This is a genomic window from Candidatus Amarobacter glycogenicus (assembly GCF_016704105.1).
GTDB lineage: Bacteria > Chloroflexota > Dehalococcoidia > Tepidiformales > Tepidiformaceae > Amarobacter > Amarobacter glycogenicus.
On sequence record NZ_JADJAT010000002.1, the window covers coordinates 122,905 to 136,125 of the forward strand.

At 63.6% G+C, this 13,221-nt stretch carries 14 protein-coding genes; 7 read left to right on the top strand and 7 right to left on the bottom strand.

All coding sequences use genetic code 11. The features are described from left to right. Nucleotides 1-226: 226 nt before the first annotated feature. Nucleotides 227-2,077 carry a translational GTPase TypA gene (typA, locus tag IPG14_RS05330; RefSeq protein ID WP_343391117.1) on the bottom strand — a complete coding sequence of 617 codons (1,851 nt, stop codon included), beginning with the start codon at nt 2,075-2,077 and terminating at the stop codon, nt 227-229. A 196-nt stretch (nt 2,078-2,273) separates the two neighbouring features. Between typA and IPG14_RS05335 the strand changes: the two genes are divergently transcribed. Then, nucleotides 2,274-2,906, top strand: coding sequence for an ATP-dependent Clp protease proteolytic subunit (locus IPG14_RS05335; protein WP_343385225.1), 633 nt, complete (start codon nt 2,274-2,276; stop codon nt 2,904-2,906). 160 nt (nt 2,907-3,066) lie between these two features. On the opposite strand, the gene IPG14_RS05340 is transcribed toward IPG14_RS05335, so the two are convergent. The 5 genes from IPG14_RS05340 to greA form a co-directional block, all read right to left on the bottom strand. After that, nucleotides 3,067-3,501, bottom strand: coding sequence for a hypothetical protein (locus IPG14_RS05340; RefSeq protein WP_343391118.1), 435 nt, complete (start codon nt 3,499-3,501; stop codon nt 3,067-3,069). 48 nt (nt 3,502-3,549) lie between these two features. Next, the gene (gene serS / locus IPG14_RS05345; protein WP_343391119.1) at nt 3,550-4,824 is read right to left on the bottom strand and encodes a serine--tRNA ligase; all 1,275 of its coding nucleotides are present in this window, start codon (nt 4,822-4,824) and stop codon (nt 3,550-3,552) included. Further along, nucleotides 4,825-5,328: an NUDIX domain-containing protein gene (locus tag IPG14_RS05350; protein ID WP_343391120.1), complete on the bottom strand. Its 504-nt coding sequence runs from the start codon at nt 5,326-5,328 to the stop codon at nt 4,825-4,827. It abuts the gene before it with no gap. After that, complete coding sequence (gene lysS, locus IPG14_RS05355) at nt 5,325-6,794, bottom strand: lysine--tRNA ligase (RefSeq protein WP_343391121.1); 1,470 nt, start codon at nt 6,792-6,794, stop codon at nt 5,325-5,327. Before lysS ends, IPG14_RS05350 begins: the two co-directional genes overlap by 4 nt. A gap of 66 nt (nt 6,795-6,860) precedes the next feature. Then, nucleotides 6,861-7,328, bottom strand: coding sequence for a transcription elongation factor GreA (greA, locus tag IPG14_RS05360; RefSeq protein WP_343384399.1), 468 nt, complete (start codon nt 7,326-7,328; stop codon nt 6,861-6,863). A gap of 310 nt (nt 7,329-7,638) precedes the next feature. Here greA and IPG14_RS05365 point away from each other — a divergent pair, with 310 nt between their 5' ends. From IPG14_RS05365 to IPG14_RS05390, 6 genes are all read left to right on the top strand, one after another. Continuing rightward, nucleotides 7,639-8,700 carry a trypsin-like peptidase domain-containing protein gene (locus IPG14_RS05365; protein WP_343391122.1) on the top strand — a complete coding sequence of 354 codons (1,062 nt, stop codon included), beginning with the start codon at nt 7,639-7,641 and terminating at the stop codon, nt 8,698-8,700. Between the two features lie 126 nt (nt 8,701-8,826). After that, nucleotides 8,827-10,437 carry a glycosyl hydrolase family 18 protein gene (locus IPG14_RS05370; protein ID WP_343391340.1) on the top strand — a complete coding sequence of 537 codons (1,611 nt, stop codon included), beginning with the start codon at nt 8,827-8,829 and terminating at the stop codon, nt 10,435-10,437. After that, nucleotides 10,437-10,997, top strand: a complete 561-nt coding sequence (rsmD, locus tag IPG14_RS05375; RefSeq protein ID WP_343384396.1) for a 16S rRNA (guanine(966)-N(2))-methyltransferase RsmD — start codon at nt 10,437-10,439, stop codon at nt 10,995-10,997. The genes IPG14_RS05370 and rsmD overlap by 1 nt, the downstream gene beginning before the upstream one ends. Continuing rightward, nucleotides 10,994-11,476, top strand: a complete 483-nt coding sequence (gene coaD, locus IPG14_RS05380) for a pantetheine-phosphate adenylyltransferase (protein WP_343384395.1) — start codon at nt 10,994-10,996, stop codon at nt 11,474-11,476. Before rsmD ends, coaD begins: the two co-directional genes overlap by 4 nt. A 6-nt stretch (nt 11,477-11,482) precedes the next feature. Next, nucleotides 11,483-12,016: a hypothetical protein gene (locus IPG14_RS05385; RefSeq protein WP_343384394.1), complete on the top strand. Its 534-nt coding sequence runs from the start codon at nt 11,483-11,485 to the stop codon at nt 12,014-12,016. Nucleotides 12,017-12,085: 69 nt separating this feature from the next. Then, on the top strand, nt 12,086-12,340 hold the full coding sequence (locus tag IPG14_RS05390) for a hypothetical protein (RefSeq protein ID WP_343384393.1): 255 nt from the start codon (nt 12,086-12,088) through the stop codon (nt 12,338-12,340). Between the two features lie 73 nt (nt 12,341-12,413). Here IPG14_RS05390 and IPG14_RS05395 read toward each other — a convergent pair whose 3' ends face one another. Then, nucleotides 12,414-13,076, bottom strand: coding sequence for a polymer-forming cytoskeletal protein (locus IPG14_RS05395; RefSeq protein WP_343391123.1), 663 nt, complete (start codon nt 13,074-13,076; stop codon nt 12,414-12,416). Between the last annotated feature and the right edge of the window lie 145 nt (nt 13,077-13,221).

The window sequence follows — 13,221 nt, forward strand, 5'->3', positions numbered from 1 at the left end:
GACCGCCTTACGGCGGCCGGAAAGGAATGCCGGACACGACGCCTGTTTGTGGTAGGTACCCCCGCCGCCGCTCAGGTAGACCGGGGGCCTACTCCGTGTAGCGCACCCTGCGCAGGTCGATTTCACCAGTCCGTGGCAGCAACGTTCCATTGGTTCCCGTCCTTTCGGCGGGAAAGATAAGAACGCCTGTTCGCACTGTCAAGAACGTTTGTTCGGAACCGGCCCCCTACGCGTTGGCGGCTTCCATCGCCGCGTACCTCTGGCGCTTGCTCTCACGCGCCCGGATCGTCGGGTTCAACTCGATCTTCCGGATACGCAGAGTCTTCGGCGTCACTTCGACCATCTCGTCGTTGCCGATGAGGGAGAGGCTCCGCTCCAGGCTCGGGGGAGACGGCGGGACCAGCTTCACAGCGATGTCCGACGTCGAACTGCGGATGTTCGTGAGCTGCTTCGCCTTGCAGACGTTCACATCGAGGTCGGTGTCCTTCGCGTGCAGGCCAACCACCATGCCGCCATACACCTCGTCCCCGGGCGAAATGAACATCATCCCTCGCTCCTGGGCGTTGGCGATGCCGAAGCTCAGCGCCGTCCCAGTCTCCGATGCCACAAGCGCACCGTTGCGGTGCCGCGTGATCTCGCCCGCCCACGGGCGGTAGCCGAGGTACTCAGTGTTCATGATTCCCTCGCCGCCGGTACCGCTGATGAACGTGTCGCGGAAGCCGATGAGACCGCGCGTCGGCACTTCGAAGTCGAGCCGGACGTTGCCGTTGTGGTCCTGGTGCATCCCGACCATCTGCGCCTTGCGGCCCGAAAGTGTCTCGATGAGGAACCCGGTCGAAGAATCGGGTGCTTCCACGAACAGGCGCTCGAACGGCTCTTCTTTGCCGTGCGGCCCATCGTGGATGATGACCTCAGGCCGCGTAACCGCGAATTCGTACCCTTCCCTCCGCATCGTCTCCACCAGGATTGCCAGGTGAAGCTCACCCCGTCCGCTGACGATGAACTGCTCCGCGCTTTCGCCGTCTTCCACCTTGAGGGCGACGTTGGTCTCGATTTCGCGGAAGAGCCGCTCGCGAATCTGGCGGCTGGTGACGAACTGGCCCTCGCGCCCGGCGAACGGCGAGTCGTTGACCCGGAACGTCATCTTCATCGCCGGCTCTTCGATGGTGATAACCGGGAGCGGCTCGGTCACCGACGGGTGGGCAAGCGTTTCGCCGACCAGCACATCGCTGATGCCGGTCATGGCGATAATGTCGCCAGCGTGGGCTTCCTGGAGTTCGACGCGGCCCAGACCGGTGAACCCGAAGAGTTGGGCAACCCGGTGTTGGCTGGTCTCGCCCTCGTGGTTGAAACGGATGATGCTCTCGCCGGCCTTGATGCTGCCATCGGTGATGCGGCCAACGGCGATGCGCCCGCGATAGCTGTCGTACATCAGCGTCGTCGCGAGCATGCGGAACGGCGCGCCTTCGTTTATTTCCGGCCCCGGGACATGGTCGACGATCGCATCAAGGATCGGTTGCATCGTCCCCGACGTTATGTCGGGCGAAGTCCCGGAGTACCCGTCCCGAGCGTTCGCGTAGAGCGTCTCGAAGTCGAGCTGATGGTCCTTTGTAGCCAGGTCCAGGAAAAGGTCGCTGGTCTCGTGGATGACTTCCGCGAACCGCGAGTTCGGCCGATCGATCTTGTTCACGACGACGATCGCGTGGAGGCCGATTTCGAGCGCCTTGCGCAAGACGAACTTCGTCTGGGGCATGGGGCCTTCGACCGAATCGATGAGCAGGAGGCAGCCGTCGGCCATGTTCAGCACGCGCTCGACTTCGCCGCCAAAATCGGCGTGGCCCGGGGTGTCGATGATGTTGATGCGGACACCGCGGTAATCCACTGCGGCGTTCTTCGCCATGATCGTGATCCCCTTCTCGCGTTCGAGGGGGTTGGAATCCAGGATGAGTGTCCCGACCGTCTCGTTTTCGCGGAATACGTGGGATTGTTTGAGGAGGGCATCGACCAGGGTGGTCTTCCCGTGGTCTACGTGAGCAATGATGGCGATGTTCCGTACATCGGGACGGCGGGATGTCATGTATCCAGTGTGCTTGAGGGCGGGTTAAGTGGATAGGCGGCCCTGCCGACTACCCGTTCAGGCAGTCTTTCCCAAGACCGGTCCAAACCCCACACTGGATCCCATACCCCGGATTCCCGCCCAGGAGGGCATGCACATGTCGCAGAGCTACGACCTCATCCAGGACATCGTCTCGGGCAGGCGCCCCGATGCCGATATCGTGCGCCCTTCGGCCATCATGCCGTTCGTCATCGAATCGGATGGTCGCCGCGAACGCGGTTACGACATCTACTCCCTGCTCCTCAAGGAGCGCATCGTCTTCCTCGGCACGCCGATCGACGCCATGGTCGCGAACGTCATCATCGCGCAACTCCTCTACCTCGCCCGCGAAGACGACGAGAAGGACGTCATGATGTACATCAACAGCCCTGGCGGAAGCGTCACGGCCGGACTCGCCATCGTCGATACCATGAAGCTCATCAGGCCCAAGGTCGCCACGCTCTGCATGGGCATGGCCGCCAGCATGGGCACGATCCTGCTCACCGCCGGCGCGAAGGGAAAGCGTTTTGCGCTCCCGCACTCGACCATTCACCTCCACCAGGTCCTCGGCGGCGCCCAGGGCCAGGCCCGTGACATCGAGATCCAGGCGAAAGAAACGCTCCGTCTCCAGAAGGTCCTGCGAAACATCATCCAGGAAACGACTGGTCAGCCAATGGACCGCATCGAGCACGACACCGACCGCGACTTCTACCTGGATCCGCCCGGCGCGAAGGACTACGGCCTCATCGACGAAATCCTCGAGCGGCCGAGCCAGGTCGCCGCGGCCAGCCCGAACGGGAAGGTTAGCTGAGGGCTGACAAGTTCGGCGCCAGATCTCGTAGGCAGCCGCTGGCGCCTCGGCGGCAGAGCAAAGTTGGCAGGCCGAGAGCAACTTGTCCGAGGCTTCGTTGGGATCCAGAGCGGCTCGCCGGGAGGCACCGGGATGGCGCCCCTCGAATCAGGCTGGTCAACTACCAGTTCGTCAACCAGGTTCTATTCCGAACGTACTGCCTGCCGGCGGTCGCGCCGCAGTTGGTCGCACAGAAACCGATCCCAAGGCCGGACAACGAGCACCCGCCAAACACAGCTGCGATGGCGGTCGCTCCGTCACGGCTGGGTGAGGTTGGGTCGACGGCCGGGTCGTTCTCGGCAAGGGCCAGAACTAGACGGCGCGCCATGGCAACGGCGATGACGCATGCCGCGGTTCGAGCCTGCGGGGTGTCCCGGACACCGTTCTTGCCCAACGCCGAAACGCCCAATATCAGGGGTGCCATTCCCGTCGCAGGCACCGAGACGGCGTCGATCATCTGTAACAGCAACCTTCCGGGGTCACTCTCATGGTTCCGAGTGAACACGCTCTCCAGAATCGAGTCCCAGTCAGGCTTACGGCGGTTGAAGATTCGCACACCGCGAGTATAACCCGCGAAGAGCTCTGGCCCGAACGGGAAGGTTAGTTAGCCCGTCACTGCGGGGATCACATCCATCCCCATGTACGGCTGCAGTGCCTCCGGGACTTCGATGCTGCCGTCTTCGCGCTGGTAATTCTCCATCACCGCGATCACCGTCCGTGGCAGCGCAAGCCCGCTCGCGTTGAGCATGTGCGGGTGGCGCACGCCCTGCTCCCCGCCGGGCCGGTAACGGATGTTCGCCCGCCACGCCTGGAAGTCCAGGCAGTTCGAGGCCGAACTGACCTCGAGCCACTCTCCCTGCCCCGGCGCCCAGATCTCCAGGTCAAATGTCTTGGTCGAATTGAATCCAATGTCGCCCGAACACAGCGCAAGGACACGGTACGGCAGCCCGAGGATCTCCGGGATCGACCGTGCCCGAGCCACCAGCGCCTCCAGTTCTGCTTCGCTTTGTTCGGGTTCGCAATACACGAACATCTCGACTTTCTCGAACTGGTGGCCGCGCTTGATGCCGCGCACATCCCGCCCGGCGCTCATCTTTTCCCGCCGGAAGCACGGCGTGTGGCCGACGAAGCGCATCGGCAGCTGCCCCGCCGGGATAATCTCGTCGCGGTAGAGGTTCACGAACGCGACTTCCGCCGTCGGGATGAAGTAGTAATCCTCTTCAAAGTCGCGGTAGAGGTTGTCGCGGAACTTCGGCAGCTGCCCGGCCGCGTATAGCGACGCTTCGGTCAGCATGTACGGCAAGTACGCCTCGGTGAACCCGGCACGGCCGTGTTCGTTCAACATGAACTGGATGAGCGCCCGCTGCAGCTTCGCCAGCGGTCCCCTCAGGGTGTAGAACCGTGACCCCGACATCTTGGCGCCGCGTTCGATATCCAACCCTCCGACGATCTCGCCGAGCTCCCAGTGGGGCCTCGGGGCGAAGGGAAATCTGGGCAAGTCCCCGACCACTTCGACCAGTTGGTTCGAAGTCTCATCCGGTCCTTTCGGCACGTCCGGGTCGAGGATGTTCGGGACTTCGTAGAGCTTTTCCTTGAGCTCGGCTTCGATCTTGTTCAGGCCGGTATCGAGCCGCTCAATTTCGTCCCCGACAAGGCGCATCTCGACGATGCGCACTTCCCGGTCGGCCGCATCTTTGGTGGCGCCGATGGCCTTGCTCACCGTGTTGCGCTTGGCTCGCAGCGCCTCCACCTGCTGGAGGATGGCACGCCGCTCCTCGTCGAGCTGCAGGATCCTGTCCACCGGGGCAGTGGTGTTCCGAAGCAGCACATCGCGCTTCACGCGGTCCGCGTTCTCTCGGATGAACTGCAAGCTCAGCATTCAGGGCTCCTGTTGGGCGGCGATGAGGGCGCGGAGGCCAAGGAGCCGGACATCCTCGGCGACCGGCACGAGCGTACCATCGGGCGCGGGCAGCGAAAACGACTCCGCCAGTTCCTCGGCAGTGAACCAGTGGGCAGGTCCGTGGGGGATCGGGTGTGCGAAATCCACCTGGTGCAGCGACCGCGTGAAGTACACATGATCGATGTGCTGGTGGAAGGGTTGGTCAGGCCGCACGATGTCCTCGATGAGGATCACCGCCGGCGGCGGCACAACGGCCGGGGAATCCACGACCAGCAGGTCAGGCGGTGCGATCACCTCCACCTCGAGCCCGCTCTCTTCGAATGCCTCTCGCGTCGCACCCTGCACCGGGTCCTCGTTCGGCTCAAGGTGACCGCCGGGCGGGAGCCACATCCGCAGTTTGTGGTGCCAGAGCAACAGCGTCCGCCCCTGCGCGACCACGTACGCCGTCGCTGTGTGGTGGCGTTCGAACGGTCCGGCCGTCATTCCTTCAGCGACTTCATCGGGGGGAACAGGATCACGTCCCGGATCGAATCCTGTCCGGTCAGGAGCATGATCAGCCGATCGATGCCCATGCCGAACCCACCCGTCGGCGGCATCCCGTGCTCAAGTGCAAACAGGAAGTCTTCGTCGACCAGCTCGACCTCGTCGTCACCGGCTTCCTTGAGCAGCAGTTGGTGCTCGAAGCGCTTGCGTTGTTCTATCGGGTCGTTTAGCTCCGTGTAGGCATTGCCGCACTCGAAACCCGCGATGAAGCATTCGAACCGCTCGACGAGGCGGTCGTTCCCTGGCTTTCGCTTCGCAAGCGGCGAAAGCTCGATCGGATAGTCCATCAGGAAGGTCGGCTGGATGAGGTTCGGCTCGATGTAGTGCGACATCGCTTCATCGCAGAGCTTCCCATAGCCTGCGGTGTCAGGCGCCGCAACACCGCGGCGCCTGAGCTCCTGCCGCAGGGCCTCGGTCGTCGTGAATTCCTCGAGGTCTGGACCACCGTATTCGCGCATCGCATCGACGAACGTGATTCGCCGCCACGGCGCGGCAAGGTCGATCGCGTGGCCGCGGAAGTGGATCGCTGTCGTCCCCAGCACCTCCCGGGCCACTGAACTCACCATCTCTTCGGTCATCGCCGCAACGCCGAGATAGTCCGTGTACGCCTCGTAGGTCTCGATCATCGTGAACTCGGGGTTGTGCTTGAAGCTCATGCCTTCGTTCCGGAAATTCCGGCCGATCTCGTACACCCGTTCGAATCCGCCGATGACCAGGCGCTTGAGGTGCAACTCAAGGCTTATCCGCAGGACGCGCGGTTCGTCGATGGCGTTGAAGTGCGTGGCAAACGGCTTCGCGGCGGCCCCGCTCTCTGACTCCTGCAGGATCGGCGTCTCGACCTCCAGGAACCCGCGAGCGTCAAGAAACCGCCTGATCGCTGCGACAACCTTGCTTCGAATAGCGAAGACGCGTCTCGTCTCGTCGTTCGCCATCAGGTCCAGGTACCGCCGGCGCTGGCGAAGTTCCGGGTCCGCCAGTCCGTGAAACTTCTCCGGCGGTGCATGCAGCGCCTTCGTCAGCATCGTCCATCCGGTCGCCTGGATCGTCGGTTGACCGGTGCGCGTGCGAATCGGTGCGCCATGCACGCCGACGAAGTCGCCAAGGTCGATCAGTCGCAGCGACTCGTAGTCATCGATCGCGTTCTGACGGACGAGCACCTGGATCCTGCCGGAGCCATCCTGCAGGTCGATGAAGGTCGCCTTGCCCATGTCGCGTTTCGCCACTACGCGTCCCGCAGCGTCGACCTCAACCCCGGCGACCTCGTTCTCGCCGTCAGGGAGGCGCTCCACCAGGGCGGTGACTTCAGCTGCAGTGTGCGACCGCGTCGAACGCAGCGGGTAGGGATCGATGCCTGCGGCACGCATCTCTTCGGCCTTGGCGACACGTTGCGCCATCAGCTCATCCATCGATTCCTCCAGAACCAAACGAGCCGCCATTGCTGGCGGCCCGCACGTACGAACAGGCCGCCACGATCAGTCGATCTTGAGGACCTTCACTTTGATCACACCCTTGGGCGCGTTGATGTCGATTACGTCGCCAACGGCCTTCCCCAGCAGCGCTGCACCGACGGGCGATTCATTCGAGATCTTCCCGTGCGCAGCGTCCGCTTCCGGCGCACCGACGATCTGGTAGTGCCGCTTCGCGCCGTCCCAATCGAGTTCGACACCGCTCCCGATCATCACGCGTCCGGCATGGTGGGCGCCGTCTTCGTCGATGATCCGCGCCCGCCGGAGGAGATCCTCGACTTCCATGACTCGCCCTTCGACACGGCCCTGTTCGAGCTTCGCGTCGTCGTATTCGGCATCGTTCTGGCTCGTCCCCTGTTCGAGGGCGTTGTGGATCATCTCGGCGACTTCGCGGCGGCGCGTGCGCAACTGTTCGAGCTCGATTTCGAGCTTTGCCTTACCTTCACGCGTCAGCGGAACGGGCTTGTCTGTCATGTCGTACCCTACGGCTTGCGCCGGATAAAAAGCGACCGAGGCCTGTTTTGGCCCCAGTCCAAGCGGAGTATACCGGCGCGCGATGGCCGCCCGCAAACCTCGTAAGGAAGCAACCGCGTTGGACCACAAGCCCGAACCCACCGGCCAGCCTGACCCGCCTGCGCCGACGCGTTGGACTCCTCCGCCCTCGTGGACAGCTTCCGCTCCGGCAAACTCGCGTCGTCCCGAAACGGTGGATCCGCCCTCGCCTCCACCACCGACCCCATCGGTCAGCACCGCCCGGCGGTCCGGGACACGGATTGCCGTCGCCTTGGTTGCCGGCCTTTCCGCCCTCGTCGGCGGCGTCGTCGCCGGGGGCCTTGTCCTCCTCTTCTCCGACGACGCCGTGCAGGACGAAAGCACCGAAATCCCTGCCGGCCAGCAATCCCTCTCGGTCGAACAAACCAGTGCCATCGCCGACGCGGCGGCACGCGCCCGGCCGTCAGTCGTCCGCATCGAAAGCACGAGGCTGGTAGCCGGAGGCTCCGAACAGGACGTCGGGTCCGGTGTGGTTCTCGATGCCGAAGGACACGTCATCACGAACGCTCACGTTGTCCTCGGCACCGACACCCTGAAGGTCATCCTGCAGGACGGCACCGAGCGCCCCGCCGTCGTCATCGGCCACGACTACCCGTTTACCGATGTCGCCGTCCTTCAGATTGGACCAGGCAAGCTGACGCCGATCGAACCTGGCAATTCCCAGGCGCTCCGCCTCGGCGAAAGCGTCCTCGCCATCGGCAACCCGCTCGCGGAATTCGATGGTTCCGTCAGCGTCGGCGTGATCAGCGGCCTGGACCGCGTCCGTGTGTTCGATGGTGTCCGCCAGTCGGACCTGATCCAGACCGACGCCGCCGTCAACCCGGGTAACAGCGGCGGGGCACTCGTCAATATCCAGGGACAGTTCGTCGGCATGCCAACGGCAGTCGTCCGCCAGACCCGGGCGGGGAGCACCGCGGAAGGTCTTGCGTTCGCGCTTCCGGCGAGCCGCGTGCTGCTCATCGCGCAGGGGATCATTCGCGCGGGTGGAACCTATCCGCGACCGAGCCTCGACGCGGAACACGTCGACCTCACGCCGGAGGTCCTCGCCAGGCTTTCGCGAAGCACCGTGCGCGAAGGCGCGCTCATTGCCGCCGTCACACCGGGAGGGGCTGCGGCAACCGCTGGCATAATCCCCGGAGACATCGTGACCCGGATTGGCGATTCGGCGATCACGACGGCTTCCCCGCTCCTGAACGCGATCATGCCCTACCAGCCTGGAGATTCAGCGAAAGTTGTCCTCAATCGCAATGGCCGGATAATCGAGACTGAGGTTCGATTTGCTCAGCGATCCTGAAACTACCGTCCCGCGCCGCGTGGGCGTCGCCGAATGAACCGTCGCAGCCAACTTCCCTGGGGGGCGAGCAGCCAGCCATCGCTGTATGGCGGCCCGCGTCAGTCGCGTGGAAGCCGCCAATTGTTCGTGCTCGGCGCCATCGCCCTCGGTGTCATCATCCTCGTCTGGTTCCTCATCGGCCGCATGTGCGGCGGCGCCGGCTGCACCGACTACTACTGTCCGAGCGATCGCAAGATCGAGGCGCCCGAAGGTTATGAGTTTGTCTCGCGCATCTTCGCCTACAACCAGGACAAGGGAGCCGTCGCCCCGGGCAACGACCTGTCAATCGCGGTCGAACTCACGACCGAAGTCCCGGACGGCGCCGCCCTGAGCTTCTACCGGTACATCGATGAAACCAACAACTGGGAGCCGATAGCGCCCGCCGTCCTCGACGCCCAGGGCAAGGTCGTCGCTGCGACGTTCACCGGCACGCCGGGCATCATGGCCGTGATGCGACGCAATGCCCCTGGGGGTCAGGTCGTCGCCTACCTGCCGCACAACGCCCCGCTCCACCGCGACGCAGCCGGCCGCGTCTCCATCGTCCACCCGATCGACTTCAAGCCAGCGTCCGACGGGGCCATCAGCGGAGAGCTCAGCACCATCAAGGCCGAAGGCTTCGAGGTGTATCCGGTCATCGCCTCCAACAACTCCGTTAGGGGAGACGTCGCGATCGTTGAGAACATCCTCGCCAGTCGTGAGTCTCGCGCGAACCACGTTCAACAGATCGTCTCCCGCCTGGCGAAAGACAACATCAAGGGCGTCGACATCGCCTACCTGGACTTGCCGGTCACCGCCCGGACCTCGTTCACGCTCTTCATCGGTGACCTCTACAACCAGCTGCATGCCCAGAACAAGCAACTCACGCTGACTCTCCCATCCCCGATCAAGGCCCAGAACCGGGTCGATGAAGGGGCTTACGACTGGACAGAGCTGGCAAAGACGGCAGACCTCATTAAGATGGCTCCCTACCGCGACCAGGCCACCTTCCGGCTGACCATGCCAGAAATCCTGCAATACCTGACTGAGCGCGTCGCACCGGCCAAGCTCATCCTGACAGTCTCGCCATATGCCACGGAAACCGGCGGCGAGACCGTAAACGTGATGAGCCTTGCCCAGGCCATGAGCATCGCCACCCGCGTCACCGTGCGGGCCGAAGCTGACGCCATCACGACCTCCACCAACATCAAGATCGCGGGCACGAACATCGACAAAGACGAAGGGCTCACCGGCATTCGCTGGTCTGCCGACACCGCGACCGTGGCGTTCAGCTACAAGCAGGCCCAGGGCGCCGGGAGCAGGACCATCTACCTCGAGAACTTCTTCAGCATCGGCTTCAAACTCGAACTCGTCGGCACCTACAAACTCGGCGGCGTCGCCGTCGAAGATGCGAGCGCCAACGAGTTCCTCGGCAACATCTGGCCGGCGCTCGTACCCTTCATCACCAGCGGCCAACCGATCCTGCTTCAGCCGAATCCGCAGGACCTGAACCCGAAGTGGAAGGTGAAAGACAACCAGGGCACGATCGAAGACACGGGCCGCGGCTCCGCCAACTGGTTCACCCCGGCACAGGCCGGGACATACACGATTTCTCTGACCCTGAGCGATGGCGTATCCCTCTTCGAGAATTCGATCGAGGTCAACGTCAAGGCCCGCCCGGTCACCTCCACACCCTCACCAACCGCGACGCCGGCCCGCTGATGCCAGGCAAAGGTGTCCGGATTTCCGGTGGAACTGCCCGCGGCATCCCGCTCACCGAGCCGCGAGGCGTCCGCCTGCGGCCGACTTCTGGGCTCGTCCGCGAGGCCATCTTCAATATCCTCGGCGAACGGGTCGACGGCGCGACTGTGCTCGACCTTTACGCCGGGACCGGGGCGCTTGGCATCGAAGCCCTCAGCCGCGGGGCCTCCGCCGCAACCTTCGTCGAGGGCGAAGCGGGCGCGATCCACGCGATCCTCCAGAGCCTCGCCCGGACTTCGCTGGCAGCCGGCGGGAAAGTCGTGCGGGGACGCCTTCCCGCCGCCCTGACCACGCTCAGTGGCACATTCGACATCATCTTCATGGACCCGCCTTACAACGACCCTGCGGCTGAGGAAACGCTCATGTCCACGGGAGCGCTGCTCGCCGAAGGCGGCATAGTCGTCTACGAACACGCAAGCCGTTACAATCCGCCCCAGCGCCCGGCGGGCCTGCAATTGCAGGAACGGCGCGTTTACGGGGATAGCGCGGTCGCGTTCTATCTTCGGCAGGAGGGGGAATGAGGATCGCAGTCTATCCGGGCGGCTTCGACCCGGTGACCAATGGCCACCTGGACCTGATTACCCGGATGACCCACCTCTTCGACCGGGTCGTAGTCGCCGTCGTCAAAGGCCGCGACAAAGGCTCCCTCTTCACCGCCCAGGAGCGAGTGGAACTCGTCCAGACCGCCTGTAAGCATCTCCCGTCCGTCGAAGTCGAATCTTTCGACGGTCTGATGGTGGAATACGCGACACGAAAGGGCGCCGTCGCCGTCGTCCGCGGCATCCGCGCCATTAGCGACTTCGAATCCGAGTTCGATCAGGCGCTAATGAACCGGAAAATGGCCCCGAACCTCGAATCGGTCTATCTCATGGCGATTCAGGAAAATCTCTTCATCAGTGCGACGCGCATCCGCGAGGTGTCCCGCCTCGGCTACGACGTCGCCGAGCTCGTTCCAGCAAACGTCCGCACTGCGCTCCGCAAGAAGTACGGGCAGGAGTAACCCATCGTGAGCCCTGGTGGGGCACACCTGGAAATCCTCGAACTGATCGATTCGCTTGAGGAATTGGTCATTCAGGCCCGCCGCCTGCCCGTCGGTGGAAACCTCGTTGTCGATCGCAAACGCATGCTTGATGTCATCGATCAGATGCGCCTCGCAGTGCCTTCCGACTTGCGCCAGGCGCAACAACTGCTCGAAATCCGCGAACAGATTGTCGAAGAGGCACACGAAGCAGCGCGCCAGACCCTGGAACGCGGTGAACACGAACGCGCCCGCCGAATTGAGGAGAACTCCGTCTTCCGTGAAGCTCAGGATCGCGGCGCCCAGCTCCTCATGGATGCTGAAGCGCGCGCGCGTCAGGTCATCGCTGAAGCAGACGCCACCGCTGCAGCGCATCTCAGCGAAGCAGCGGAAGCTGCGAGCAAACAGCTGGATGATGCAGACCACTACGCGCTCGAGGTGCTCCGCCGATTGGAAGCACAAATGCAGGCATTCCTGGACTCGATTCGCGTGAGCACGAATAGCCTTCAAGAAAAGCGCTAGCTTTCATCGTCACAGGCGCGGACAATGGTGCTGCGCCCCGTGCGTATTCATCCAACGAGGACCCACGCAATGGCAGACTTCACCGTCATCAAGGAATCAGAAGCACCCCGTCCGGCAAGACAGACCGGACGGCTCGCCGCGCGCATGCGCGAGTACGAAAAATTCGTCGAGGCTGTCGGCTCAGGAAAAGTCGGCAAGCTCGTCCCTAATCGCGGCGAAACTGGCCGCGGCATCGCCCTTCGCATAAGTCGCGCAGCCAAGCGCCAGGGAAAAGCCGCGGAGACCTGGGTTGTCGACGGTACGGTCTACTTCAAAGTCTCCTGAAACCCCACACCTGTGTTCGAAAGCACGAAGGGCACCCTGACGGGTGCCCTTTTCGCTTCGTATCGCCACCCTGCTAGTTGCGGTCGGCGGTCGCGCGCTCGTCCGAAGAAACGATCGCGAATGACGGGAGGTCCCGCCGCGTTGGCCGCGTAACCGTCGCCGGCTGGTGCGCCACCTCGCTCGGGTTTTCGCGCGCGGCCACGGGTTCCGCGCTTACCTTTCGCGGTGACGCCGATGCCTGCAGAGTCTCGACCGTCCCGCTGACCGTCGCCCCTTCCTCGATCACGAGCAGTGCCGCCTTCAGTGTCCCCGTGACCTGTGCCGTCCCCGAGAGCACAAGCTTGCCTGCGCAAACGAGGTCGCCCTCCATCCGCCCGTGGATGTGCGCATCCTGTGCCTGGACACGGGCACGGGCCGTTGCATCGCGCTCAACCGTGAACAGCCCGTGACAGACGACCTCGCCGCTGACCGTACCTTCGACCCGCAAGTCGTGTTCAGTTTCGAAGTGACCGTCGAATGAAGAGTGGCGATCCACGACGCTTTGTGACCGGCCGGCCGCAAGGCCCGGTCCCGTCGTCTCGTCGGCTGCCGCGGCCGCCGGGCGGCTGGGCCGGACATTGAATGCACCCGGGGCCCGGTCTTCCATCTGCGCGCTGTTCTCCACTTCATAGTCTGCGTTTTCGAACGTCGGGATCCTGGGAAACTCAGAATCCCGGGGGGACTTCTTGATTTGCATGCGTCCTCCTTGGGAGCCATCGAGGGTGCCGGCGCGCACCCCGCCTCTCGGCACCATATTCGCGCCTCAACCCTCCGTCCACCCATCGGGCTCGCAATTTGACGAACGATTTACGTCCCGCATACACCTGACTTAACCACAAAAC